Source organism: Streptomyces sp. NPDC101118 (assembly GCF_044759445.1).
In the GTDB taxonomy this organism is placed as follows: domain Bacteria; phylum Actinomycetota; class Actinomycetes; order Streptomycetales; family Streptomycetaceae; genus Streptomyces.
This window is the reverse complement of the sequence record NZ_JBIVZG010000001.1, coordinates 189,285-215,004: the sequence shown is the minus strand read 5'-3', so window position 1 is coordinate 215,004 and position 25,720 is coordinate 189,285. Positions and strand designations below refer to the sequence as shown.

Sequence of the window (25,720 nt, the reverse complement as noted above, 5' to 3'; positions counted from 1 at the left end):
TCGTTGCCGGGTGCGCTTCCCGTGCCGGGTGCGGGTCCCCGTGCCGGGTGCGGGTAGCTGTCGGGTGCGGGTCGTTGCCCTGCGGGGCTGGTCCCCTACCCGCCCTTTCTCCGTTTCCCGGGCTGCGCCCGGACCCCTTTCGGGGGCTCCGCCCCCGGACCCCCGCTCCTCAAACGCCAGAGGGGCTGGATTGTGCCGGGGCCCAGGATGCGCCAAGGCACGGGACGTGCCGACAGCACCGGCGTACCAGCGGGGCAAGCGCACCTACGGCACTGGCGCACTCCCGACGCGGGACGCACCGACGACACGGGACGGGCTGGCGACGCGGGCGTACCGACGGCGCGAGACGCACCGACGCCACGGGCGTACTCACGGTGCGGGACAGACCACGGCACGGGACGGGCGGGCCCGCGGCGCGGGCATACGCAGCCCGGGCGGTCGACAGTCCGGGCGTACCAGCGGCCCGGGACGTGTCGGCCGGGAGTGCCGGGGCAGGCAGCCGACAGCACTGAACGCGGCGGGCTCAGGCGCGCCTCGCTCCTCCTCGGCAGACTCCGCCACCGTCTGCCGCGCCCGGGCCCGCCCGCCGGCGTGGGGCCCGGCCGGGACTCGCGGCGTCGGGCAGGGCCGCAGCCCACCCGGCGATCCGCAAGCGCGCGGTTGTGTAACGGCTTCGCGCGGTCGGCGTCGGGTGGCCGTTACACGGCCGGGGCGGCGCTGCAACGCCCGAGTCCTAGCGTGGGTTCACCAGCCCGAACTCCTACCGCCGAGGACTCTCCCGTGAACAGCACCTGCCGCCGCACCACCGCCCGGGCCGCCGCCGTCGCCGCCGTGGCGGGCGGACTGCTGTCGCTGCCGGCCGCGGCCGCCCTCGCCGACACACCGAGCACCGACACGCCGGTCCAGAGCGTGGCCCTGGTGTCCACGGCCACCCCCGACCGCCACGAGGTCACCACCGCAGCGGCCCCGCGCACCGGGGTCCGGGCCGGCGTCGAGGCGCTGCGCCCGGCCGGCGCCGCGGACGGCTCGGGCGACGGCCTGGTACTGATCGGCGCAGGCGCAGGCATGGCCGCAGCCGGCGCCGCCGGCCTGGGCTTCGCGATGCTCCGCCGAGGCCGCACGACCTCCTGACCAGTCCGGCCCACCATCCGGATGCCGGGTGTTCCCCGCCCCAGGCGCCGGGCACGCCGAGCCGTGGTCATTCCGCCTCGGACGCAGACGGCCTGCGTACGGCACCGGCGAGCCAGGTCGTACAGGCCAGGACGATGTCCCCTGGGCTCGCCGCGTCATGATCACGCAATTGCCGCTGGCTCCTCGCGCTCGCCTCACCTGGACTCCCGGCCGCCGGTTCCTTGGCAGGGCCTGGTGGGTCGTGTGGTGTGTGGGGGAGGTGCTTGAGGCGTCGTGGCAGGCTGGTCCGGAGGCAGGCCCGGGCCTGGGGTGGCCGAAGGCCAGGGCGAAGCCCCAAAGCCCCAGGGGTGGGCCTGCCGCAGGGCCTGCAGGCCACGACGGGTCAAGCACCGAGGGGACCCACACACCACACGACCCACCACCGAAGCGAGGGCCAGCCGCGCAGCGGCTGTGCGTGTCGCGGTCGCTGCGTCCTCCTGTGGCTCCTGTGGCTTCTTGTGGCTCCTGTGGCTCCTGCTGTCTCGGATTCGGCAGTGGCGTGCGCGGGGCGTAGGCAGAAGGTCTGGCAGCGTCTCGGCGTCGCACACCAGCCCAGCAGCCCAACACTCTGCGCGGACAGCCGCCCCACGCAGCCCAGGATCCCCAGTTGGACAAAAGGGACTTCACGCCGAATAAGGTTTACGGTGCCACCGAGAGGCCGGAGCTCCGGCCGATCACCCGCGGCGGCTCGCCCACCGGCGACCACCGCCCGGACCAGGACCCGGACCCGGACCAAGACCCGGACCAAGACCAGGACCAGGACCCGGACCCGGACCCGGACCAAGACCCGGACCAGGACCCGGACCAGGAACACACCGTCCTCCACGCGGACGCGACCTGGTCGCCCGGCCGTCGCCGAGGCGACCACCGCCCTCACGCGGAGGCCCCGAGCCGCACACAGGAGGCCCGTGAAGCCGCGTCGTACGCCGTCCGGGGCGCCCCAGCCCCCCGACCGCACCCCGACCGCGGCCCGCACCTCGAAAGCGGCCCGCACCCCGGCCGGGACTGCCCGCACCCCCTCCCGCACCGCCCGCACCCGCCACCCCACCCTCACCACGCTCATCACCCTCACCCTCGCCCTCCCCCTGGCCCTGCTCGCCACCGGCTGCGGCGGCTCCGGGCGGCTGGAGAGCGCGGGGCCCACCCCCATCGCCAGCGGCCCGGTGCACCTGTGGCCGCAGCGCCAGGGCGCCTCCGTGCTGCCCGCCGACCCGGCCGGCGCCCCGCCCGAGTACGTCACCGGCATCCCGCCCGTCACCGGCCAGAACGTCCACCAGGTCGACCCCGTGGCGCTGGTCAAGGCTGAAATCGAGGAGGCCGCGAGCACCGTCACGGGACCCGACGCGATGCCGCCCGAGACCATCGCCGCGATCGGCACCTGTACGCGGGCCGGCGCCCCGAAGTGCCCCGTGCTCGCCCCGTACTACCGCGACCTGACCGGTAACGGCCGCGACGAGCTGATCATCGGCATCGAGCTGCCCGACCGGCAGCTCGCGGTCCGCGCCTTCACCGCCGACCCGGACGGCCGGCTCAACCGCATCATGGGCACCATCGAGTCCGTGATCGGCGTGGAGCTGGCCGGCCGGGACGTCATCCTCCGCGTGCCCGGCGGCAACCCCGGCTACGAGTGGATCATCGCCTGGTCCTGGGACGAGAAGCAGCGCACGATGCTGCCCACCCGCGACCAGATCGTGCGTGTGGCGCAGCCGCGCGGCCCGAAGCGGCCCGCCGCCTCTCCGGCAACCTCCCCCGGGACCGCACCGTGACCGCCGACGACACGACCGCTGCTGGAACAACGGGCGACGGGGACCCGGCGGCATCCGGCCCCCAGCCCCCCACCTCCGCCTCCGCCTCCACCTCCGCCTCCTCCCCCACACCCACCCCCCGCCGGAAGCACGCCACACGGTCGAGGTCCGGGCACCCCCGCCACCCCCGCCACCCCCGCCACCCAAGTCGCCCCCGCCACCCCCGTCTCCCCCGTCGCCCCCGCCTGCCCGCCTGGACGGCCACGCTCACCTGGAAGTCGGCCTGCTTCATCGTCGTGATGTGCTGCGCACTCGCGGCCGTGCTCGGCGTACTCGTGCACGTGGAGGTCACCCGCCAGACCGTGCAGACCGCCCGGGACAAGGCCCTCGCCAAGCTCACCGACGCCTCCCGCGCGTACGAGGCCGGCGAGGCCCTGCCGCCCGGCTCGGGCATCGACCCGCCGGAGCTGCCGGCCTCGCTGCGCGCCCTGGCCGTCGCCGGGTCGCGCGGCACGATGGTGGCCGACTTCCGGGGCAGCTCCACCATGTGGGCGGCGGCTCCGGCCGACGGCCGGGCCCTGGCCACCACCATCGACTACACCCAGAGCGCCAGGACCATCAGCGGCCTCGACAACGCGATCATCGGCTCTTCGGTGCTCGCCATCGGCGGCACCCTGCTGATCGGCGCCTTCGCTGTCACCCGGGTCACTCGGCGGCTGCACCAGACCGCCACCGTGGCCCGGCGGATCAGCCAGGGCGACCTCGACGCACGGGTCGCGGACCCCCGTACCGAGGACCCCTCGCGGCACCAGGACGAGGTGGCCACGGTCGCCGGGGCGCTGGACACCATGGCGTCCACGCTCCAGGCGAAGCTGACGAGCGAGCAGCGCTTCACCGCGGACGTGGCGCACGAGCTGCGCACCCCGCTGACGGGGCTGTCGGCGGCGGCCGAACTGCTGCCGGAGGGCCGGCCGACGCAGATGGTGCAGGAGCGGGTGCGGACGATGCGTCAGCTGACCGAGGACCTGCTGGAGATCTCCCGGCTGGACTCGGGCAGCGAGCAGGTCGAGAACGACGTGCACCGGCTCGCACCGCTGGCGGAGCGGGTCGTACGCGCGTCGGGCACGAACACCGAGGTCGTGATCGTCGAGGACCTGTGCGTCGAGACGGACCGGCGGCGGCTGGAGCGGGTGCTGGGCAACCTGGTCGCGAACGCCCACAAGCACGGGCGCGCACCGGTGGTCCTGACGGTCCACGGACCGGTCGTGACGGTACGGGACCACGGCGACGGCTACCCGGACTACCTGGTGGCGCACGGCCCGCAGCGCTTCCGTACGGAACCGCAGGCCGGCGGCAAGGGTCACGGCCTGGGCCTCACCATCGCGGCCGGCCAGGCGGAGGTGATCGGCGCACGCCTGGAGTTCCGCAACGCGCCCGACGGCGGAGCAGAGGCAGTCCTGACCCTCCCGACGCCGCCCCCGGCAACACCGGAACCCTGACGCGAGCCGAGCCGACCCAACCCGGCCCGACCCGACCCGGGCCACGCAGCCCAAGGCCGCCCCGCACAAGCAGTACGGCGGGGGCGCCCCTTGCGCACCGGAGGGCGCCCCCGCCCGTCTATTCGCGGGCCAGGAGGCGGGACTTGGCGGCCGCGAACTCCTCCGGGGTCAGGAGCCCCTCACGGGACAGCGCGGCCAGCTGCGCGAGCTGACCGGCCAGACCACCACCCACCGCAGCACCACTGCCACCACCCACCCCACCAGCACCAGCACCAGCACCAGCACCAGCACCAGCACCAGCAACGCCAGGCAGCCCTGCACCAACAGCGCCACCCACGCCACGCAGCCCACCACCAGCAGCGTCACCTTCACCAGGCAGCCCACCGCCTGCGACGCCACCCGCGTCCTCCCCCTCCTCCGGCGTCACGTCCCAGACGTACGCACCCCGCGCGAGGCTCCCTCGCAGCAGCGGCGCTCCCGCCGGGCGCTCGGCCGGTCGGACCGTGGTGTGTACGGGCCGGATGAACATCAGCACTCCTCTCCACCCGGCCGCCCACCGGCCGGCACCCCGCCCCACCGGCAATCCACCGGCCCCACCCCGGCAACCCCGCTCCACCGGCAATCCACCGGACCCACCCCCTCCACCGGACCCACCCCCGCAGCCCCGCCCCACCATCGCCCCGCCACCCCGCTCACGGCTGCACGCTCCCCCCGAGCGTCAGCGCCGCCCGCACCTCCGCGATGCGTTCCGGAGGGATGCGGACCGAGCCCGCGATGCGGCCGCCCGCCGCCCGTACCGCGATCGCCGCGTCCTCGGCCCACACGTGCTCGACCAGCACCAGCAGCGCACAGCTGCCGCGCTCCAGCAGGCCGGCGGCCTCCCTGACGTCCTCCGGGCCGATCAGCCGGGCGACCTCGCGGCCCGCCAGCACACCCTGGAGCTCCTGGAACTCGTCGAGTTCGGCGGCCAGCACCTCACCCGCCGCCGTCTTCGTGGCGACCAGTGCGTCGATCAGCCGGACGTTCCCGGTCTTGCGCAGCCCCAGCACGGCGGCCACCGCCTGCACCCGCAGCTGTTCCTCGGGAAACGCGAGCACGATGAACTCCACAGGGCCCATGTCCACTCCGGCCTATCCGGCAACCACTCCTGACGTTTCTTCAGCACACTATGACATAAAGGGACATAAGCTTCGGCTGCTTGCTACCTTGCCGATATGACCGCATTGACGGCAAAGGTGGCCGCGGACAACCCCCCGCCGCCGCCCCCGCCCGGGGTACGCCACCCCAAGCGCAGGGGCGTCGAGCTCGCCCTGCTCGCGGGCGCCGTCCTGATCGTCTGGTTCGGCCACGCGAGCGTCGGCCTCACCCTCCGCGGCACGGTCCCCGAGGACGCCGGCCGCTTCGCCGCCGGACTGGCCGCCGCGGCCCTGGTCGCCCATCTGGCCGTACGCATCTTCGCGCCGTACGCCGACCCGCTCCTCCTCCCCATCGCGCTGCTCCTCAACGGCCTCGGCCTGGTCCTGATCCAGCGCCTGGACCTCGCCACGCCCGGCCGCGCCGCCGCCCACGACCAGCTCGTCTGGTCGGGCCTCGGTCTCGCGCTGTTCGTCGCCGCGGTCTGCCTGCTGCGCGACCACCGGGTGCTCCAGCGGTACGCCTACCTGTCGGTGGCCGCCGCGCTGCTGCTGATGCTGGTGCCGGTGCTCTTCCCGCCGATCAACGGCGCCCACATCTGGATCCGGGTCGGCGGCCTCTCCTTCCAGCCGGGCGAGTTCGCCAAGGTGCTGCTGGCCGTCTTCTTCGCCTCGTACCTCGCCGCGAACCGCACCGCGCTCGCGCTCACCGGCCGCCGGATCTGGAAGTTCCGGCTGCTGCCCGGCCGGGTGCTCGCGCCGATCCTGACGATCTGGCTGCTCAGCGTGGGCGTCCTGGTCCTGGAACGGGACCTGGGGACCTCGCTGCTGTTCTTCGGCCTCTTCGTGATCATGCTGTTCGTGGCCACCGGCCGCATCGGCTGGATCGCCATCGGACTGCTGCTGGCCGGCCTCGGCGCCTTCGCGGTCGGCACCCTGGAACCGCACGTGAACAGCCGGGTGGACGACTGGCTGAATCCATTCGCCTCCATCGAGGCGGGCCAGGGACCCGGCCAGCTCGCCCAGTCGCTCTTCGCCTTCGCCGAGGGCGGCGCCCTCGGCACCGGCCTCGGCGAGGGCCACTCCACGCTGATCGGCTTCGCCGCCAAGTCCGACTTCATCCTGGCCACGGCGGGCGAGGAGCTGGGGCTGGTCGGGCTCACCGCGATCCTGCTGCTGTACGCGCTGCTCGTCGCCCGGGCCTTCCGGGCCGGGCTGGCGCTGCGGGACCCCTTCGGCCGGCTGCTCGCCACCGGCCTCGGCGCCATCGTGGCCCTGCAGGTGTTCGTGATCGCCGGTGGGGTCACCGGCCTGATCCCGCTCACCGGCATGGCGATGCCGTTCCTGGCCCAGGGCGGCTCGTCGGTGGTGACGAACTGGCTCATCGTGGCGCTGCTGGTCAGGATCAGCGACTGCGCCCGCAGACCCGTCCCCTGGGACGAGGAGGCCGCATGATCCGCCGCACCCGGCACGGGCAGCCACATGATCCGCCGCACCCCGAACGAAGAGGCCGCATGATCCGCTACATCCGCTGGTCGGCCGTCTTCTGCCTCGTCCTGCTCGTCGCACTGCTGGTCAACGCGACCCGGCTGCAGATCTGGCGGGCCGGCTCCCTGACCGACAACCCGGCCAACAAGCGGGGCAGCATCGCCCGGTACGCCGAGCCGCGCGGCGACATCCTGGTCGACGGCCGCCCGGTGACCGGCTCCCGGGACAGCGGCCAGCAGCTGAGGTACGAGCGGACGTACCGGAACGGGCCGCTGTACGCGCCGGTCACCGGCTTCTCCTCGCAGACCTACGGCACCAGCTTCGTCGAGCGCGCCGAGGACCGGCTGCTCTCCGGCACCGACCCGGGCCTCACGGCCTTCCCGCTCTGGTACGAGTTCACCCGCGGCCGCCCGGCCGGCGGGGACGCGGTCACCACGATCCGGGCCCAGGCCCAGCTGGCGGCGTTCACCGGGCTGGCCGGACGGCGCGGGGCGGTGGCGGCGCTGGAGCCGACGACGGGCCGGATCCTCGCGCTGGTCAGCAGCCCCTCGTACGACCCCGCGGTGCTCTCCGGCACCGGGGCGTCGGTGCGGGAGGCCTGGTCGCGGCTGAACGCGGACCCCACGCGGCCGATGCTCAACCGGGCACTGCGCGAAACCTACCCGCCGGGCTCCACCTTCAAGGTCGTCACCGCGGCGGCGGCGCTGGACGCGGGGGTGGTCACGGACGTGGACGCGCCGACCGGCACCCCCGACCCGTACGTCCTGCCGGGCACCACCACCGTGCTGCCCAACGCGTCCACGGGGTGCGAGGACGCCTCGATGGGCGAGGCGATCCAGTGGTCCTGCAACACGGTGATGGCCAGGATCGGCGTCCAGGTGGGACTGCGCGGGATGGTCGAGGCGGCGGAACGATTCGGCTTCAACGACGCCGGGCTGCGCGTGCCGTCCTGGGTGTCCCGCTCCAACTTCGACACCGACATGAGCCGGGACCAGCTGGCGCTGTCCTCGATCGGGCAGTTCAACACCAAGGCCACCCCGCTCCAGATGGCGATGGTGGCGGCGGCCGTGGCCAACGGCGGCGAGCTGAAGCAGCCGTACCTGGTGGACCGGACCACCCAGGACGACGGGGACGTCGTCCGCCAGGGCGGCCAGCGCACCCTCGGCCGCGCCATGAACCCGGCCACCGCGCTGCGGCTCCAGGAGCTGATGCGGCGGGTGGTCGAGGAGGGCACCGGACGGAACGCGGCCATCCCCGGCGCGGAGGTCGGCGGCAAGACCGGCACCGCGCAGCACGGCGTCGGGAACGCCGGCACCCCGTACGCCTGGTTCATCGCCTGGGCCAAGCCGGAAGGGTCCCCGCTGCCGGCGGTGGCCGTGGCCGTGGTGGTCGAGGACGCGGAGGCGGACCGGGGGGACATCAGCGGGAACAGCAGCGCGGCGCCGATCGCGCGGGCCGTGATGGAGGCCGCGCTCGCCACAGACCCCCGGCGTCCCACTCCCTGACAGCCGCCGCCGACCCCCGGCACCCCACTCCCTGATCCCGCCACCCACCCGCGGCGCCCCACACCTTGATCAGCCGCCACCGCCCCCCGGCGTCCCACTCCTTGATCAGCCGCTGCCGGAACGCCCGGGTCCGTGCCTAGGGTGCGGGCATGACTGAATCCGCCCGTCACGAACTGGCCCAGGTGAACATAGGACGACCCAAGTACCCGCTGGACTCCGCGGAGTTCAAGGAGTTCATGGACGGGCTCGAACCCGTCAACGCAGTGGCCGACGCGGCCGACGGCTTCGTCTGGCGGCTCCAGGACGACTCCGGGAACGCCACCGCCGTGTCCGTGCTCGGCGACGACTCGCTCATCGTGAACATGTCGGTCTGGCGGGACGCCGAGGCGCTGCACGCGTTCATGTACCAGGGGCTGCACCGCGAGTTCCTGGCCCGCCGCCGCGAGTGGTTCGAGCACCTCACCGAGACGGTCACGGCCCTGTGGTGGGTGGAGGCCGGCGTACGCCCGACCGTGCGGGACGCGGAGGAGCGCCTGCGCCACCTCCGCGAGCACGGCCCGGGCCCGTACGCCTTCTCGCTCCGTACGCCCTTCCCGCCGCCGGCGTAGCCCGGACGCCGTCCACGCCCGAGCGCCGTCCGCGCCCGAGCCCGTCCACGCCCGAGCGCCGTCCGCGCCCGAGCCCGTCCACGCCCGAGCGTCGTCTACGGCCGGGCGCCCTCCTCGATGGCGTCCCGGACCTCCGCAACGCGGGCGGCCTCCTCGGCGGCGAAGCGCTCGCGGTCCAGGGCCTCGGCCAGCTCCTCGTCCTGGGCCATCAGCAGGTCCAGGTTGGAGTCGCCCATCTCGAAGACGCCCATGTCGAGGTAGGCCTTCTGGAGCCGCTCGCCCCACAGGCCGATGTCCTTCACGCACGGCACGATCCGGCTGAACAGCAGCTTGCGGAAGAGGTGCAGGAACTCGGACTGCTCGGAGTACTCCTCGGCCTCCTTCCGGGGGATGCCGAAGTTCTCCAGCACCTCCACGCCGCGCAGCCGGTCACGCATGAGGTGGCAGCCCTCGATGACGAACTCCTCGCGCTCGCGCAGTTCGGCGTCGGAGAGCTGGCGGTAGTAGTCGCGCAGGGCCATCCGGCCGAAGGCCACGTGCCGGGCCTCGTCCTGCATGACGTACGCGAGGATCTGCTTGGGCAGCGGCTTGTCGGTGGTGTCGCGGATCATCCCGAAGGCGGCCAGGGCGAGCCCCTCGATCAGCACCTGCATGCCGAGGTAGGGCATGTCCCAGCGGGAGTCGCGCAGGGTGTCGCCGAGCAGGCCCTGGAGGCTGTCGTTGACGGGGTAGAGCATCCCGACCTTCTCGTGCAGGAAGCGGGAGAAGATCTCGGCGTGCCGGGCCTCGTCCATGGTCTGGGTGGCGGAGTAGAACTTCGCGTCCAGGTCGGGCACGGACTCCACGATGCGGGCCGCGCAGACCATCGCGCCCTGCTCGCCGTGCAGGAACTGGCTGAAGTTCCAGGCCGCGTAGTGCCGGCGGAGCTCGCCCTTGTCCCGGTCGGTCAGCTTCGCCCAGTGCCGGGTGCCGTAGAGGGTCTGCACCTCGTCCGGGGTGCCGAGGGGGTCGTACGGGTCGACCTCGATGTCCCAGTCGATGCGCTTGGCCCCGTCCCACTGCTTGTCCTTGCCCTTCTGGTAGAGGGCGAGGAGGCGCTCGCGGCCGTCGGCGTACTCCCAGGTGAAGCGGGCGGAACCGGAGGACGGGATCTGCCAGATCCCCTCGTCCGGGCGGGTGGTGTAGAGCTCGTGCGTCGACACTGACGCCCCCTTGTCTCGCGTTGCGGTCGCGGACTGCCGTACAGGAGTGGATCGTTGGCAGGTTCACACGTTGGTAGACGCGGGGTCAACAACTCGCGCGCAGGGGATTGACGACCTTGCTGACAGGGAGTCTCATAAGTGGGTGACCGCTGGTAACCCACTCACGAGGTGTCCGACCCCATGACGACCGTGACCGACCGCACCGTCCTGCGCGACGCCCTCGGCCTGCTGAAGGACCGTGAGCAGATCGCCGAGCGGCTGCTGGAGTCCTCCGCCAAGCACTCCTTCGACCCCGACAAGGAACTCGACTGGGAGGCGCCGCCCGTCGAGGGCAAGTGGTACTGGCCGCCGGAGCTCGTGTCGCTGTACGACACCCCGCTCTGGAAGAAGATGTCCGAGGAGCAGCGGATGGAGCTGGCCCGCCACGAGGCGGCCGCCCTCGCCTCCCTCGGCATCTGGTTCGAGATCATCCTGATGCAGCTGCTGGTCCGGCACATCTACGACAAGTCCCTGACCAGCAATCACGTCCGCTACGCCCTCACCGAGATAGCCGACGAGTGCCGCCACTCGATGATGTTCGCCCGCATGATCAAGGCGGGCGGGGCGCCCGCGTACCCGGTGTCCAGGGTCAACCACAACCTCGCCCGCGTGCTGAAGACGATCTCGACCACCCCCGGCTCCTTCGCCTGCACCCTGCTGGGCGAGGAGATCCTCGACTGGATGCAGCGGCTCACCTTCCCGGACGAGCGCATCCAGCCGCTGGTGCGCGGGGTCACCCGGATCCACGTGGTCGAGGAGGCCCGGCACGTCCGGTACGCCCGCGAGGAGCTGCGCCGGCAGATGCTCACCGCCCCGCGCTGGGAGCAGGAGCTGACCCGGATCAGCTGCGGCGAGGCGGCCCGCGTCTTCTCCCTCGCCTTCGTCAACCCGGCCGTCTACGACAACGTCGGCCTGGACCGCCGCGAGGCCGTCGCGCAGGTCAAGGCCAGCGGCCACCGCCGGGAGGTCATGCAGACCGGCGCGAAGCGGCTCACCGACTTCCTGGACGACATCGGCGTGCTGCGCGGCGTCGGCCGGCGGCTGTGGAAGAGCTCGGGGCTGCTCGCCTGACGGCGGGACACCCCCCGCGCACCGGCCCCCGGCGGCTACGCTGCCGGGCATGACGACCCGGACGACGTACCGCAGGCTGAGCGTGGAGGAGCGGCGGGGCCAGCTGCTGGAGGCGGCCCTGTCGCTCTTCGCCCACCGCGCGCCCGAGGACGTGTCGCTGGACGACGTGGCCGAGGCGGCCGGGGTCTCGCGGCCGCTGGTGTACCGGTACTTCCCGGGCGGGAAGCAGCAGTTGTACGAGGCCGCGCTGCGCACGGCGGCCGACGCCCTGGAGCACTGCTTCGCGCAGCCGCAGACCGGCCCGCTGAGCCGCCGGCTGGCCGAGGCGCTGGACCGCTACCTCGCCTTCGTCGACGAGCACGCCACCGGCTTCGCCGCCCTCCTGCAGGGCGGCAGCGTCGCCGAGACCTCCCGGACCACGGCCACCGTGGACGGGGTGCGGCGGGCGGCCGCCGAGCAGATACTCGTGCACCTCGCCGTGGAGCGGCCGGGCTCCAGGCTGCGGATGATGGTCCGCACCTGGATCACGGCCGTCGAGGCGGCCTCGCTGATCTGGCTGGACGAGGGCAAGCAGCCGCCGGTGGAGGAGCTGCGGGACTGGCTGGTGGACCAGTTCGTCGCCCTGCTGACGGTGACCGCCGCGACCGACCCGGAGACCGCCGAGGTGGCCCGCGTGGCACTGGCCCTGGAGGAGGGCGACGGCCCGGTGGGCGTGCTGGCCCGGCGGGTGATCCCGGTGGTCTCGGAGGCGGCGCACCTGCTGTGAGCCGCAGGGGGCGGCCGGACCGCACGAGCGGCCCGGACTGCCCGGGCGGCCCGGACTGCCGGGGCAACCCGGCAACCGGGCAACCGGGCAACCCGGCAACCGGGCAACGGGGCAACCGGGGCGACCAGAGCAGACGGACCCTCCGGACAGCCGGGGCCGCCGGACCACCGGAACCGCCGGAGCCACCGGCCCGCCGGGGCTGTGAGACTGGTGACGTGAAGAGCGAGAACACCCCCTTCGAGGGCGGCCCGATGGACGGCCGGGTGCTGCCGGTGCTGGTCGGCCCCACCGGCCACCCCCCGAAGACGTACGAGATCCCCGTCCCGGACCCGGACGGCGGCCCCCCGACGGTCCTGGTCTACCGCCGGGTCCCGGCGGGCTACTCCAAGCGCCTTGGCCTGCAGACCGGCTGGAAGTACGAGTGGGACCCGACGGGCGAGCGGCGGCGCCTCAAGTGGCCCTGGTCCAAGCCCACCCCGCCTGCGCCAGAAGGGTGATGACCCCGGCACCGCCGACCCGGTTGGCCGATTCGTACTACTTCGCGTGCCACGATCCCCTCCCGAGACACGGAGAGGTGATCACATGCCGGGACGGCTCCTGCGGCTCGTCTGCGCGGCCGCGACCACGAGCGTGGCGCTGGCCCTCGCCACCCCGAGCCCGGTGGCGGCCGGTCCGGACGCCCGGGCCGCGCTCCGGGCACCCGGGCCGGCCGGGCCGGGGGCCGAGGACGCGTACGGGACCCCCGGCGAGCCGGGCCCGGGCGCCGCACCCCACGCAGGGGACACGGCCGGCGGCGGCTCGGCGGAGGACGATGACGACATCACGCCGGCCGACGCTCCGGCGGCCGACGCCACCCCGGCCGGCGCCCCGGAGCCCGACGGCACCGCCCCGGCCGGCACCCCGGCGGCTGCCGACGGCTCCGTGGCCGGGCTGCTGACCCGCCTCCGGGGCCTGTACCAGAAGGCGGAGGAGGCCAGCGAGGCGTACAACGCCACCGAGGTCACCCTGAAGGCGAGCCAGGCGGAGGAACGCCGCCTGAGCGGGGAGCTGGGGAAGGCCCGCAACGCCCTCGGCGCCACCCGGGCCGCCGCCGGACAGCTGGCGCGCAGCCAGTACCAGGGATCGGCGGCGTTCTCCCCGTACGTCCGCATGCTCCTCTCCGGCAGTCCCCAGCAGGCCGTGGACGAACGGCGGCTGGCCCGGCGCGAGGCGGTCCACCAGGCCCGCCTGCTGGCCCGGCTCACCGGCGCCGAGAAGCAGGCCGGGGCGCTCGCCGCCCAGGCCCGCAAGGCACTGGACGCCCAGCAGACCCTGGCCGCGCAGCGGAAGAAGCAGCGCGACGAGGTGAACCGGCAGCTCGCCGAGGTACAACGGCTGCTGGCCTCCCTGAGCGCCGAGCAGATCGCGGCGCTGACCGCCCTGGAGAAGGCGGGCGACGACAAGGCCCAGAAGGAGCTGGAGGATTCCGGGCGCCTGGGCGAGGGGAAGTCGACCCGCAACCCGACCCCGGAGGGCGGCCGGGCCCTGGCCTACGCGGTCGAGCAGATCGGCAAGCCGTACGTCTGGGGCGCCGAGGGCCCGGCGTCCTTCGACTGCTCCGGGCTCACCTCGCAGGCGTGGGCGCACGCCGGTCGGTCCATCCCCCGGACCAGCCAGGAGCAGTGGGCACAGCTGCCGCGGGTGCCACTGGACCGGCTGCGCCCCGGCGACCTGGTGCTGTACTTCCCCAAGGCCACGCACGTGGCGCTCTACATCGGCGGCGGGAAGGTGATCCAGGCCCCGCGGCCCGGCGCGAGGGTCAAGGTCTCCCCCATCGCCGCGAACCCGCTGCTGGGCGCCGTGCGCCCGGACCCGCTGGGCGAGCCGCTCGCCGAGTTCTCCCCGCCGCCGCTGCCCGCCCAGGGGGCGGCGGAGGCGGGGTCCGGCGAAGGGGCGGACGGCGACGCGGGCTACTCGTCGGAGGAGGCGCCCTCGTCCGAGGTGAGGCCCTCGTCCGCCGTGAGGCCGTCGTCCGAGGAGGCGCCCGCCGCGGAGGCGGCCGGGGCCACGGAGGCGGACACCTCGGCCAGGTAGTCGGCCGCGTCCTCCGGGTCGTAGAAGTAGTGGTCGAAGTCGGCCGGGTTGTCGAAGCCGTTGGCGAACCGGTCGGCCACCGGCTGGAGCTGCCCGGCCGCGCCGATGAGGCCCAGCACGTGCTCCGGCGGCACGCCCAGCATGGCGTTGGTCCACTGGGTGACCGGCTTGCCGGTGGTGAACCAGTACTTGTCGAAGGTGGCCCTCATCCAGGCCTCGTCGAACTCCTTGTCCCCGTGCATCAGGATCGACGAGAGGTACGAGGCGGCGCACTTGGCGGCCGAGTTGGAGCCCTGGCCGGTTATCGGGTCGTTGGCGACGACGACGTCGGCGACGCCCAGCACCAGGCCGCCGCCGGGCAGCCGCCCGATCGGGTCGCGGACCACCGGGGCGTAGCGGCCGGCCAGCGTGCCGCCGGCGTCGGTCAGCTCGACCCGGGTGGCACGGGCGTACTCCCAGGGCACGAACTTCTCCATCAGCTCCAGGGTGAGCGCCAGGTGCTCGGCCGGGTCCTTGACGCCCTGGAAGGCGTCCACCGGGCCGCCCGGCAGGCCCTCCCAGAAGAGTATGTCCGCGCGGCCGGAGGTGGTCAGGGTCGGCATCACGAAGAGCTCGCCGACGCCGGGGACCAGGTTGCAGCGGACGGCCTCGGTCTCGGGGTGCTCGGCCCGGGGGCCCAGCCCGTGCACGTACGAGACGGCCAGCGCGCGCTGCGGGGCGTCGTACGGGGAGCGCGCCGCGTTGCGGCCGAACATCGAGACCAGCTCGCCCTTGCCGGCGGCGACCAGCACCAGGTCGTAGGTCCGCGCGAAGTAGTCCAGGTCGGAGACGGCGGCGCCGTGGATCACGAGCTGACCGCCGCGCTGGGCGAAGGTGTCGAGCCAGCCGGCCATCTTCACGCGCTGGTCCACGGACTGCGCGTAGCCCTTGAGGCGGCCGAGCCAGTCGACCGGGCGGCTGCCGTCGGGAGCGGCGACCGAGACGCCCAGGCCCTCGATCTTCGGGGCCTGGGTCTCCCAGAAGTTGACCTGCAGGTCGCGCTCGTGCTGGAGGGCGGTGTCGAACATGCACTGCGTCGACATGACCCTGCCGGAGCGGATCTCGTCGGCCGTGCGGTTCGACATCAGGGTGACCTCGTACCCCTTGGCCTGGAGGCCGAGGGCGAGCTGCAGGCCGGACTGTCCGGCTCCGACGATGAGGATCTTCCGCATGGCGATGTCTCTCCGGCTGTGGGGGCAGGGCGCTGGGCTGGTCTGGCTGGGCTGGGCTGAGCTCGGCCGGGCCTGGACCCGGGCCGAGGCCGAGGCCTGGGCCTGGGTCTGGGCCGCGGGCTATTCGGGGGTGTTGTCGAGCGCGTGGGAGACGAGCGTGAGCAGCGACTCGAGTACGGTCACCCGGCTCCGCGCGTCCATGATCACCACCGGCACGTGGGGCGGGATGGTGAGGGCCTCGCGGACGTCCTCGGGCTCGAAGGACCGGCTGCCCTCGAAGTGGTTGACGGCCACCGCGTACGGCAGTCCGCAGCTCTCGAAGTAGTCGAGGGCGGGGAAGCAGTCGGGCAGCCGGCGGGTGTCGGCCATCACGATGCCGCCGATGGCGCCGCGCACCAGGTCGTCCCACATGAACCAGAAGCGCTCCTGGCCCGGGGTGCCGTACACGTAGAGCACGAGGTCGTCGTCGAGGGTGACCCGGCCGAAGTCCATCGCGACCGTGGTGGTGTTCTTCGCCGGCGTCGAGGTGAGGTCGTCGGTGGGGACGCTCGCCTCGGTCATCAGTGCTTCGGTGCGCAGCGGGGTGATCTCGGAGATCGAGCCGACGAAGGTGGTCTTGCCCACGCCGAAGCCGCCCGCGACCAGCACCTTGACGGCGATGGGCGCGCGCGAGCGGTCGTACTGCCAGGGCTGTACGCCCTCGTCGGCCTCGGCGGGGACGGGGAGCATCGGTTCAGAGACGGCGGAGCCCATCGAGCACCCTTTCCAGCAGTGCGCGTTCGGGGCGGCCGGTGCCGTGTCCGGTGCCGTAGACGCGGATCCTTCCCTGGTCGGCGAGGTCGCTCAGCAGCACGCGCACGACGCCGAGCGGCAGCTTGAGCAGCGCTGCGATCTCGGCGACCGTACGCATGCGGCGGCACACCTCGACGATGGCGCGCATCTCGGGTGTGCGGGCCGTGGGGCCCTCCTTGGCGTCCAGGGTCGCGACGAAGGTCTCGACGAGCAGGACGTGACCGAAGCGGGTGCGCCCGCCGGTCAGGGAGTACGGCCGGACGCGGGCGGGGCGGCGGTCCGCCCCGCGTATCGGCAGCCGGTCGGAGGTCACGGGTTTCTCTCCATGGACTGGCGCAGCTCGCTGCGGACTTCGGGGGTCAGGACGTGTCCGGCGCGGCCGACGAACAGGGCCATGTGGTACGCGACGACGCTCATGTCGCAGTCGGGCGTGGCGTGCACCCCGAGCAGCGAACCGTCGCTGATCGCCATGACGAACACGCTGCCGTGCTCCATGGAGACCATGGTCTGCTTGACGCCGCCGCCGTCCATCAGGTGGGCGGCACCGACGGTCAGGCTGCCCAGCCCGGACACGATGGTGGCGAGATCGGCGGAGGCCCCCCGCGGCCCCTTGGTCCCGGGTCGTTCCGCGTCCGCCTGTCCTGGGTCGGAGGACAGCAGCAGCAGCCCGTCCGAGGAGACCACGGCCACCGAGAGCAGCCCTGGCACCTCCTCGACCAGGTCGGTCAACAGCCACTGCAGGTTGCGGGCCTGGGTGCTCAGTCCGTACGTACTGGGCGCGGTCACGTGCGTGCCTCCTCGACGGTGTCCCCCTCGTCCTCGGCCCGCTGCCGCTGCCTTTCTTCGGCGAGCTCCGCGTCCACGACGCGGCGCCCGTCACGGGCCCCCTGGTAAAACCCCCCGAGCCGGCGCCGCAGTTCCTCGGCGTCGACCCTCGCGGCAGGCTTCCGTACGTCCTGCGCGCCGTGCTCGACGACACGCGGGGTGCGCTTGGGCAGCCCCTTGTCGGTGACGAGCGGGCGCTCCAGCTCCTCGGTGTCCTCGTCGGACTCCTGCTCGGGGCCGGCGGTCCTGTCGTGCCGGTGGGGGTCGTCGTCACCGGCGGCCGCCTGGCGCGGCAGTGGCGCCGCGAGCACCCACGCGTCGGGCTCGGCCCCGCCGCCGGCCGCGGGCGCGGCCCCGTCCGCGGCGCGTTCCTCGGTCTCGGCGTCGACCCCGGACGCGGCGTGCGCCTCGGGCTCGGGCACGGTCTCGGCCCCGGGCTGGGCCAGCGGCCAGTCGTCCGCCTCGGGCTCGGACTCGGGCTGCACCTCGGGCTCCGCGTCGGCGAGCGGCCAGTCGTCGCCACCGGCGCGGCGCGAACGCCGGCCAGGGGCCGCGGGCTCGGACCCCACGTGGGCCGTGGTCTCGGCAACGGGCTCGGGCTCGGCCAGCGGCCAGTCGTCGCCCCCGGACTCGGCCTCGACGACGCGCCCGGCGTCGCCGAGGGGCCAGTCGTCACCACCGGCACGGCGCGAACGCCGGCCACGGGCCACGGCCTCGGACCCGGAGCGGGCGTCGGACTCCACGTCGGCCCCGCCCGCGGCGTGCGCCTCGGGCTCTGCTTCGGCGACGGGCTCCGCGTCGACGGCCGGCTCGGCACCGGCCACCGGCCAGTCGTCACCACCGGCGCGGCGCGAACGCCGGCCACCGGCCAGGGACTTGGCGTGGGCCTCGGAGGCGGGCTCGGACTCGGACTCGGACTCGGACTCGGACTCGGACTCGGCACCAGGCTGGGCCAGCGGCCAGTCGTCGGCCTCGGGCTCGGCGTGCGCCTCGGGCCGGGACCCGGCCTCGGCGACGGACCCGGCGTCGTCGATGGGCCAGTCGTCACCACCGGCGCGGCGCGAACGCCGGCCACCGGCCAGGGACTCGGAGCTTGTGGGGGCCGTGGCCTCGGCAACGGGCTCGGGCTCGGCCAGCGGCCAGTCGTCGGCCTCCGGCCGGGTGTGGGCCACGGGCTCCACGTCGGCCGACGGCCGGTCGTCGGCCTCGGGCTCGGCCACGTCGGCCACGGGCTCCGCGTCGGCCGGCGGCTCGGCGTCGGCCAGGGGCCAGTCGTCCACCTGCGCCGCAGCCTCGGGCTCGGGCTCGGGTCGGCTGCCGGGTACGACGAACACGTCGGCCGTGCCGGGGACGGCCGACGGCTCGGGGCGGTCCTCCCGTACCGGCTCGGGTACGGACGAGGGCTCGGCGGCCGCAGCCTGCCCGGTCGCGGTGCCCGGCACCACGAAGACGTCGGCCGTGCCCGGGACGGGCTCCGGCTCCTCGGGGTCGGGGCGGTCCTCCCGTACGGGCTCCGGCACGGCACCGGCCTCCGGGGCCGCCGCGTGCTCGGCCTCCCGGGCGCCGGGGACGGAGCCCGCGGACCCGGAGCCCGCCGGCTCGGCCACGGACCGGAACCTCGGCGGCAGCACGTTCGAGTTGGCCTCGGCCACGATCCCCGGCAGCTGGAGCTCCGGGGCCCCCGGCACGCCCAGGCGGTACTCCGGCTGGGCCGGCGGCGCGGTAGGCAGCAGGGCCTCCGGTACGACGACCAGCGCCTCGGTGCCACCGCCCCGCTGCGCCCGCAGCTCGGCGGTGACGCCGTGCCGCGCGGCCAGCCGGCCGGCGACGTACAGGCCCAGACCCAGGCCGTGCTCCGCCTCGTCCTCCTGCTCGAAGGCCTCGGGGTCGGCCAGCCGGGCGTTCAGCAGCGCCAGCCGGTCCTCGGTGACGCCGATGCCGCCGTCCTGCACGGACACGACGACAGAGCCGGCGTCCGTCGTCCAGCCCGACACCTTCACCTTGGCGTCCGGCGGCGAGAAGGTCGTGGCGTTCTCCAGCAGCTCCGCGACCACGTGCGAGACGTCGTCGGCGGCGTGCCCGGCGACCTGCGTGTAGGCGGGAAGGGCCTGGAGGTCCACCCGGTCGTACCGCTCGATCTCGCTGATCGCGGCCCGCATCACGTCCACCAGCGGCACCGGGCCCGACTGGCCGGGGCCGTGCTCCTGGCCGGCGAGGACCAGCAGGTTCTCGTTGTGGCGGCGCATCACCGTCGCCAGGTGGTCGAGCTTGAAGAGGGTGGCGAGCCGGTCCGGGTCCTGCTCCTTGGCCTCCAGCTGCTCGATGACCGTCAGCTGCCGCTCGACCAGGCCGAGGGTGCGCAGGGACAGCGACACCGAGGTGGTGAGCAGGATCTTGCGGTGCTCCTCCAGGTTCGCCTTGAGTTCGGCGAGCTCCTTGTCGAGGGCCGTCTTGGCGGCGCTGAGCGCGTCGTTGCGGCCGATCAGGCGGCGGCGGTCGGCGTCGAGGCCCGCGATCCGGGTGTGCAGCGCGGTGGACTGTGCCTCGGCCCGCGCGTGGATCTCGTTGAGGGACCGGACCACGGCGGCGAACTCGTCGTTGCGGCCGGTGAAGCGGACCGGGTCGGAGCCGCCCTCGTGGTCCGGCGACGCCAGCCGCTCCGCACCGCGCCTGAGCACGGACAGGGGCTGGGTGAGGGTGCGGGCCACCGCGGTGGAGACGCCGACGGAGACCAGTACCAGCAGGCCGACCAGGCCGAGCAGCACCTCTCCGGAGGTCACGTCGTCGTCGCGGAGGGCGGCGAGGGCGGTGGCGCGCTCGGCGGTGAGGGTCGACTCGACCGAGCGCATGCGGTCGATACGGGCGCTCAGCGCGGCGGAGACCGCCTCCGCGTCCAGCTTGCGCTCGGCGGCGGACAGCCGCGGCCCGTCGGTGAGCTTGGCGAGGAAGGCCTCGGCGGCCTTGACCTCGGGGCCGCTGACGGTGGCGGCGAGGGTCTCGCGCACGTCGGGCCGGGCGGCGCGGTCGAAGTCCTCCAGGGCCGCCTGCTCCCGGACGCGGGCGCGCTGGGCGGCTGCGGTCAGCTCGTCGCGGGTCTTCTCCTCGCCGCTGGGCGGCGCGTCCTCGTACCGGCCGGTGACCGGGTTGTAGACGGTGCCCGGCTCCTCGCCCTCCGGCACGGCGAGGGCGGCGAGGAGCAGGCCGCGCGTGGCGGAGGCCTGCTCGACGGCCCGGCTGAGCGGGTCGAGGGCGCGGCTGGTGGCGAGGGCGGCCGAGGCGCGCGGCGGGGTGCGCTCGGCGAGTGCGCCGGCGGGGGCGAGGAGCTCCCCGAGGAGTTCGGAGTACGCGGTCCCGGCGGCGGTGGCGGAGCCCTTGCCGGAGACGGCGGCCTTGCGGACGGCGGCGACGCGGTCGAGGGTGCGGGCGAGGTCGGCGTCCGCGCCGTCGCGGGCCTCCTCGATCTGTCCGTCGACGCGCTCGGCGCGCTGCTTGACCTGCGCCTGGGCCTTGCCCGCGCGGCCGGCGGCGACGTACGCGACCACCGCGTCGCGCTCGTCGGCGAGGGCGTGCGCCAGGGTGACCGTGGCGCGGGTGTGCTCGGCGAGGGTGACCAGCCGCTGGGAGTCGTTGAGTTCGGCCGAGGCGGCGATCAGAGCGGGGGTTCCCGCGCCGGCGACCGCGAGGGCGACTACGGCGACGCCGAGGACCAGCCGGCTGCGTACGCGCACGGGGCGGCCGGCGCTGCCGCCGGTGCCCGTCGCGTCTCCGGTGCGCTCCGCTCCCGCTGGGGCGCTGCCGTTCTTCCGAGACCGCTTCTTCTGCACCGGTGCTCGCAATCCTGTACGTGTGCTCGTCTACTCGCCCCCGGCTTCGTCCGGGGGGACCCGTGGCCGAGGTGACGGCCGGTCAACAAGTAAACGCCTCCGCCCCCTCGTACCGCTTCAGACCATTCCAAGTGTGTTTGGGAGAGGGGCACGCATCGCCTGCCCGGCCACTCGAACGAGTGAACATCAGGGAAGAGTTGGCGATCAACTCGGGGGGCCCGCCGCCGGGGGGTGGTGTCGGGCGGGTGGTTGAAACCGCATGGGGGCTTTGGCAGTATGCCCGCCCACATCACACCGGACCCGGCGCCTCCGTGAGGGGAGGGTCCGTGAAGGCGCACCCGGCCCTGGTACGGACCAGTTCGCGGCCCTGGTGCGAAACTCCGACCCGGTGGGGACATCCCGGGCAGACTGTCCATATGCGCATCGACCTCGCCTCCACCCCCGGGGATCCGCAACACCCCAACGAGGACTGGCTGTCGGCCGTCCTGCCCGCGTCGGGGCAGGGCGGGGTCATGGTGGCGCTGGACGGGGTCACCCCGCCGCGCGGGGACGACGGGTGCGTGCACGGGGTCCCGTGGTTCACGGCGCGGCTGGGCGGACGGCTGACCGAACTGTCCGGATCGAGGCGGGACATGACGCTTTCGCAGGTTCTGGCGGAGGCGATCGCGGCCACGGCCGACGCCCACCGTGAAACCTGTGACCTTTCTCACGTCCGCACGCCGCAGGCGACGGTGGTCATGGCGCGCTGGGACGAGCGGTCCGTGGAGCACCTGGTGCTGTCGGACTCGGTGCTGCTGCTGCGGGATCCGCTCGGGGAGGTCACCGCGGTGCGGGACGACCGGCTGGACCGGGTGCCGCGGGAGGTGCTGCGCTCGGTGGCGGCCACCGATGCGCTGCGCAACGCGGAGGGCGGCTTCTTCACCGCCGCGGCGGACCCGTCGGTGGCGGCGCGGGCGGTCACCGGCACGACGCCGCGGGAGGCCGTGTCGGCGCTGGCCGCCCTGACGGACGGGGCGACGCGGTGGGTGGACGTCTTTGGTTCGGGGGACTGGGCGGACCTTCTCCGCCTCCTGCAGAAGGAGGGGGCCGCCGCGGTGATCGACCGGGTCCGTGCCCTGGAGCGCGGTCCCGCAGGCGCGGCCCGCGGCAAACGCCACGACGACGCGTCGGTGGCCTACGCCGAACTCTGACCCTGCGGGCCGGGCCCGACACCGGTCCCGTTCCGGGGGCGCTCCCCTGCCGGGTCCAGATTGCTCCGGTTCCGGATCCCGTGCCGGGGTGCGGGTGGTTGCCCTGCGGGGCTTCTCCCCGCCCCGCCCTTCCTCCGTTCCCCGGGCTCTGCCCGGACCCGCTCCTCAAACGCCGGAGGGGCTGAAATCAAGCCTCGCCGGCGTTTGAGGCGCGGGGTCTGGGGCGGAGCCCCGGTTTCGGGAAGGGGCGGGGTGGGGAACCGGCTCCGCGCAGCGGCAACGACCCGCACCACCACGGCGCCGCACCCGGCACGGGACCGGCACGGGAGCGGTACGGGCCGGGAACCGGAGCGTCAGGTGTCGCTGCCCTCGTTCAGCTGGTTCAGCAGGCGGGCCAGCTCCGCGACCTCGCCCCGGTCCCAGCCGGCCAGCTTCCGGCGGTACTGCTCGCGGCGAGCGTCCCGCACCCGCAGGAAGCGCTCCCGGCCGGACGGGGTCAGCCCCACCAGGAAGGCGCGGCCGTCGGCCGGGTCCGGCTCGCGGGCCACCAGCCCCAGGTCTTCCAAGGCCCTCAGCTGCCGGCTCATGGTGGCCTTGCCGACCCCGAAGTACGCCGCCAGGTCGGTGGCGCGCTGCCGGCCCGCGTCCTCCAGGCGGACGAGCAGTCCGTACGCGGCGGGCTCCAGCTCGGGATGCAGCTCCCGGGCCATCTCGCCCGACGACGCGCGGGCGCGCCGGAGGAAGACGGAAAGCTCCCGCTCCAGCGCGAGGAACTCCTGGTCTCCGCTGCCCTGCACGTCCCGCTCCCCTCACGTGGTGTCCCCCCGCCGCGGGGGAACACCAGTATCAGTCAGGGGGGCGCGGGGGTCCGTACACCCGCGCCCCCCTGGGACCGTCATCGGCCGCACGGCCCAGAACGGACGGCGTACGCTGCCCCGGCCGACCGGACCGGCCAGGACCAGCCCCCGCCACGCCGACCGCGTCAAGGCCGGCCCACCCGGCGACGGTCAGGCTGCCGCCGCGAGGCCGTCAGGCCCGCCCCGTCGGCCGGGGCACCCGCGTCAGGCCGGGCCGAGGCCGGGCCGACGCCCGGCCACCCCGCCGGACGGCCCGGCTGCGCCAGGCCGCCAGGCCCTCAGGCCGCCGCCGCGACCACCACCTCCGCCTCCGCCAGCGCCAGCTCCAGCACCTGCCGCACGTCGGTGACCGGGTGCACGTCGAGGGTGTCCAGTACCTCCGCCGGCACGTCGTCCAGGTCCGGCTCGTTCCGCTTCGGGATGATCACCGTGGTCAGCCCGGCCCGGTGCGCGGCCAGCAGCTTCTGCTTGACCCCGCCGATCGGCAGCACCCGGCCGGTCAGCGAGACCTCGCCGGTCATCGCCACGTCCGTGCGGACCTGCCGCCCGGAGAGCAGCGAGGCCAGTGCCGTGGTCATCGTGATGCCCGCGCTCGGCCCGTCCTTGGGGACCGCGCCCGCCGGGAAGTGGATGTGCACGCCCCGGTCCTTGAGGTCGGCCACCGGCAGCTCCAGCTCGGCGCCGTGCGAGCGCAGGAAGCTCAGCGCGATCTGCGCCGACTCCTTCATGACGTCGCCCAGCTGGCCGGTGAGGGTCAGCCCGGCCGCCCCGGTCTCCGGGTCGGCGAGCGAGGCCTCGACGAACAGCACGTCACCGCCCGCGCCGGTGACGGCCAGTCCGGTCGCCACGCCCGGCACCGCCGTGCGCCGCTCGGCGGGGTCCTGCGCGGACTCCGGCACGTGGTGCGGCCGCCCGATCAGCTCACGCAGGTCGCCGGCGCCGATGTGGAACGGCAGCTCCCGCTCGCCCAGTTCGTGCTGCGCGGCCACCTTGCGGAGCAGCCGGGCGACGGACCGCTCCAGGGTGCGGACGCCCGCCTCGCGGGTGTACTCGCCGGCGAGCCTGCGCAGCGCGTCCTCGCCCAGGGTCACCTCGTCGGCACCGAGCCCGGCCCGCTCCAGCTGGCGCGGGAGCAGGTGGTCGCGGGCGATGACGACCTTCTCGTCCTCGGTGTAGCCGTCGAGCCTGACCAGCTCCATGCGGTCGGCGAGGGCCTCGGGGATGGCCTCCAGTACGTTCGCCGTCGCCAGGAACACGACGTCGCTGAGGTCCAGCTCCACCTCCAGGTAGTGGTCCCGGAAGGTGTGGTTCTGCGCGGGGTCCAGGACCTCCAGCAGGGCGGCGGCCGGGTCGCCCCGGAAGTCGGAGCCCACCTTGTCGATCTCGTCCAGGAGCACCACCGGGTTCATCGACCCGGCCTCCTTGATCGCGCGGACGATCCGGCCGGGGAGCGCGCCGACGTAGGTGCGCCGGTGGCCGCGGACCTCGGCCTCGTCGCGTACGCCGCCCAGCGCGACCCGTACGAACTTGCGCCCCATGGCGTGCGCCACGGATTCGCCGAGGGAGGTCTTGCCCACCCCGGGCGGACCGACGAGCGCCAGCACGGCGCCGCCGCGGCGGCCGCCGACCAGGCCCATGCCGCGGTCGCCGCGCCGCTTGCGCACGGCGAGGTACTCGGTGATGCGCTCCTTCACGTCGTCCAGGCCGGCGTGCTCGGCGTCGAGGACGGCGCGGGCGCCCTGGATGTCGTACGCGTCCTCGGTCCGCTCGTTCCACGGCAGTTCGAGGACGGTGTCGAGCCAGGTCCTGATCCAGGAGCCCTCGGGCGACTGGTCGCTGGACCGCTCCAGCTTGTCGACCTCCTTGAGGGCGGCCTCGCGGACCTTCTCGGGCAGGTCGGCGGCCTCCACGCGGGCACGGTAGTCGTCGGACTCCTCGCCCTCGGCGTCGTCGTTCAGCTCGCGCAGCTCCTTGCGCACCGCCTCCAGCTGACGGCGGAGCAGGAACTCGCGCTGCTGCTTCTCCACGCCTTCCTGCACGTCCTTGGCGATGGACTCCGCCACGTCCTGCTCGGCGAGGTGCTCGCGCAGCCAGGTGATGGCGAGCCGGAGGCGGGCGACCGGGTCGGCGGTCTCCAGCAGCTCGACCTTCTGGGCGACCGTCAGGAAGGGCGAGTAGCCGGAGTTGTCGGCGAGCGCGCCGACGCCTTCGATCTGCTGCACCCGGTCGACGACCTGCCAGGCGCCGCGCTTCTTCAGCCAGCTGGTGGCGAGGGCCTTGTACTCCTTGACCAGCTCGGCGACCGAGCCGGGCAGCGGATCGGGCACGTGCTCGGCGACGGTCTCGCCCTCCACCCAGAGCGCGGCTCCGGGCCCGGTGGTGCCGGCGCCGATGCGGACGCGGCCGCGGCCGCGGATCAGGGCGCCGGGGTCGCCGTCGGAGAGCCGGCCCACCTGCTCGACGGTGCCGAGCACTCCGGTCCCGGCGTACGTCCCGTCGACCCGCGGCACGAGCAGCACCCGGGGTTTCCCGCTCCCGGAGGCGGCCTGTGCCGCCTCGACCGCGGCCCGCACCTCACCGTCCGTCAGATCGAGCGGCACGACCATGCCGGGCAGCACGACCTCGTCGTCGAGCGGCAGAACGGGCAGCGTGAGCGTTGCGGACGTCGAAGCCATGATCTTCCCTCCGGCAGTGAAGTTGAGCTATGCCGACTCAATGCACG

General features: G+C 74.2%; 20 protein-coding genes and 1 pseudogene. 11 read left to right on the top strand and 10 right to left on the bottom strand.

Going from position 1 to position 25,720, the window contains the following annotated elements; all coding sequences use genetic code 11:
* The first annotated feature begins 780 nt into the window (after window positions 1-780).
* The 3 genes from ACIQUQ_RS00945 to ACIQUQ_RS00935 all read left to right on the top strand — a co-directional run bounded on the left by ACIQUQ_RS00945 (window position 781) and on the right by ACIQUQ_RS00935 (window position 4,414).
* Window positions 781-1,131, top strand: a complete 351-nt coding sequence (locus tag ACIQUQ_RS00945) for a hypothetical protein (RefSeq protein ID WP_403969629.1) — start codon at window positions 781-783, stop codon at window positions 1,129-1,131.
* Window positions 1,132-2,078: 947 nt separating this feature from the next.
* Window positions 2,079-2,936: a hypothetical protein gene (locus ACIQUQ_RS00940; protein WP_403969626.1), complete on the top strand. Its 858-nt coding sequence runs from the start codon at window positions 2,079-2,081 to the stop codon at window positions 2,934-2,936.
* Window positions 2,937-3,214: 278 nt separating this feature from the next.
* Entirely contained in the window at window positions 3,215-4,414 is a 1,200-nt protein-coding gene (locus ACIQUQ_RS00935; RefSeq protein WP_403969623.1) for an ATP-binding protein, read from the top strand.
* Between the two features lie 168 nt (window positions 4,415-4,582).
* Here ACIQUQ_RS00935 and ACIQUQ_RS00930 read toward each other — a convergent pair whose 3' ends face one another.
* Window positions 4,583-4,813: a hypothetical protein gene (locus tag ACIQUQ_RS00930; RefSeq protein ID WP_403969621.1), complete on the bottom strand. Its 231-nt coding sequence runs from the start codon at window positions 4,811-4,813 to the stop codon at window positions 4,583-4,585.
* 293 nt (window positions 4,814-5,106) lie between these two features.
* Window positions 5,107-5,532, bottom strand: coding sequence for a DUF6325 family protein (locus ACIQUQ_RS00925; protein WP_403969618.1), 426 nt, complete (start codon window positions 5,530-5,532; stop codon window positions 5,107-5,109).
* Window positions 5,533-5,628: 96 nt separating this feature from the next.
* Here ACIQUQ_RS00925 and ACIQUQ_RS00920 point away from each other — a divergent pair, with 96 nt between their 5' ends.
* From ACIQUQ_RS00920 to ACIQUQ_RS00910, 3 genes are all read left to right on the top strand, one after another.
* On the top strand, window positions 5,629-7,002 hold the full coding sequence (locus ACIQUQ_RS00920) for an FtsW/RodA/SpoVE family cell cycle protein (protein ID WP_403969615.1): 1,374 nt from the start codon (window positions 5,629-5,631) through the stop codon (window positions 7,000-7,002).
* Window positions 7,003-7,061: 59 nt separating this feature from the next.
* On the top strand, window positions 7,062-8,540 hold the full coding sequence (locus ACIQUQ_RS00915; protein WP_403969612.1) for a penicillin-binding transpeptidase domain-containing protein: 1,479 nt from the start codon (window positions 7,062-7,064) through the stop codon (window positions 8,538-8,540).
* Window positions 8,541-8,689: 149 nt separating this feature from the next.
* Complete coding sequence (locus ACIQUQ_RS00910; RefSeq protein WP_403969609.1) at window positions 8,690-9,148, top strand: DUF3291 domain-containing protein; 459 nt, start codon at window positions 8,690-8,692, stop codon at window positions 9,146-9,148.
* A 95-nt stretch (window positions 9,149-9,243) separates the two neighbouring features.
* On the opposite strand, the gene ACIQUQ_RS00905 is transcribed toward ACIQUQ_RS00910, so the two are convergent.
* Window positions 9,244-10,350 (bottom strand): ferritin-like domain-containing protein, encoded by a 1,107-nt coding sequence (locus ACIQUQ_RS00905; protein ID WP_403969606.1) that lies wholly within the window; start codon window positions 10,348-10,350, stop codon window positions 9,244-9,246.
* Between the two features lie 180 nt (window positions 10,351-10,530).
* Between ACIQUQ_RS00905 and ACIQUQ_RS00900 the strand changes: the two genes are divergently transcribed.
* The 4 genes and pseudogenes from ACIQUQ_RS00900 to ACIQUQ_RS00885 form a co-directional block, all read left to right on the top strand.
* Window positions 10,531-11,460: a diiron oxygenase gene (locus ACIQUQ_RS00900; protein WP_403969603.1), complete on the top strand. Its 930-nt coding sequence runs from the start codon at window positions 10,531-10,533 to the stop codon at window positions 11,458-11,460.
* A 49-nt stretch (window positions 11,461-11,509) separates the two neighbouring features.
* Window positions 11,510-12,226, top strand: a complete 717-nt coding sequence (locus tag ACIQUQ_RS00895; protein ID WP_403969600.1) for a TetR/AcrR family transcriptional regulator — start codon at window positions 11,510-11,512, stop codon at window positions 12,224-12,226.
* Window positions 12,227-12,441: 215 nt separating this feature from the next.
* Window positions 12,442-12,723 carry a hypothetical protein gene (locus ACIQUQ_RS00890; protein ID WP_403969595.1) on the top strand — a complete coding sequence of 94 codons (282 nt, stop codon included), beginning with the start codon at window positions 12,442-12,444 and terminating at the stop codon, window positions 12,721-12,723.
* 85 nt (window positions 12,724-12,808) lie between these two features.
* Window positions 12,809-14,197: pseudogene (locus ACIQUQ_RS00885) on the top strand (NlpC/P60 family protein); the annotation flags it as partial.
* Here ACIQUQ_RS00885 and ACIQUQ_RS00880 read toward each other — a convergent pair.
* From ACIQUQ_RS00880 to ACIQUQ_RS00860, 5 genes are all read right to left on the bottom strand, one after another.
* Window positions 14,176-15,510, bottom strand: coding sequence for a styrene monooxygenase/indole monooxygenase family protein (locus ACIQUQ_RS00880; RefSeq protein WP_403969592.1), 1,335 nt, complete (start codon window positions 15,508-15,510; stop codon window positions 14,176-14,178). The pseudogene ACIQUQ_RS00885 and the gene ACIQUQ_RS00880 sit on opposite strands and share 22 nt — an antisense overlap.
* A gap of 120 nt (window positions 15,511-15,630) precedes the next feature.
* Entirely contained in the window at window positions 15,631-16,263 is a 633-nt protein-coding gene (locus ACIQUQ_RS00875) for a GTP-binding protein (protein WP_403969589.1), read from the bottom strand.
* Window positions 16,244-16,615 carry a DUF742 domain-containing protein gene (locus ACIQUQ_RS00870; RefSeq protein WP_399945413.1) on the bottom strand — a complete coding sequence of 124 codons (372 nt, stop codon included), beginning with the start codon at window positions 16,613-16,615 and terminating at the stop codon, window positions 16,244-16,246. Before ACIQUQ_RS00870 ends, ACIQUQ_RS00875 begins: the two co-directional genes overlap by 20 nt.
* Window positions 16,612-17,088, bottom strand: a complete 477-nt coding sequence (locus tag ACIQUQ_RS00865; RefSeq protein ID WP_403969586.1) for a roadblock/LC7 domain-containing protein — start codon at window positions 17,086-17,088, stop codon at window positions 16,612-16,614. Before ACIQUQ_RS00865 ends, ACIQUQ_RS00870 begins: the two co-directional genes overlap by 4 nt.
* The gene (locus ACIQUQ_RS00860) at window positions 17,085-20,951 is read right to left on the bottom strand and encodes a nitrate- and nitrite sensing domain-containing protein (protein ID WP_403969584.1); all 3,867 of its coding nucleotides are present in this window, start codon (window positions 20,949-20,951) and stop codon (window positions 17,085-17,087) included. Before ACIQUQ_RS00860 ends, ACIQUQ_RS00865 begins: the two co-directional genes overlap by 4 nt.
* A gap of 416 nt (window positions 20,952-21,367) precedes the next feature.
* On the opposite strand from ACIQUQ_RS00860, the gene ACIQUQ_RS00855 reads away from it, so the two are divergent.
* Window positions 21,368-22,141, top strand: coding sequence for a hypothetical protein (locus tag ACIQUQ_RS00855; RefSeq protein WP_403969581.1), 774 nt, complete (start codon window positions 21,368-21,370; stop codon window positions 22,139-22,141).
* A 353-nt stretch (window positions 22,142-22,494) separates the two neighbouring features.
* Here the strand turns inward: ACIQUQ_RS00855 and ACIQUQ_RS00850 are convergent, their stop codons facing one another.
* Together ACIQUQ_RS00850 and lon are read right to left on the bottom strand one after the other, a co-directional pair.
* The gene (locus ACIQUQ_RS00850) at window positions 22,495-22,938 is read right to left on the bottom strand and encodes a MarR family winged helix-turn-helix transcriptional regulator (RefSeq protein ID WP_403969578.1); all 444 of its coding nucleotides are present in this window, start codon (window positions 22,936-22,938) and stop codon (window positions 22,495-22,497) included.
* A gap of 338 nt (window positions 22,939-23,276) precedes the next feature.
* Entirely contained in the window at window positions 23,277-25,673 is a 2,397-nt protein-coding gene (gene lon / locus ACIQUQ_RS00845; RefSeq protein ID WP_403969575.1) for an endopeptidase La, read from the bottom strand.
* Window positions 25,674-25,720 lie beyond the last annotated feature (47 nt).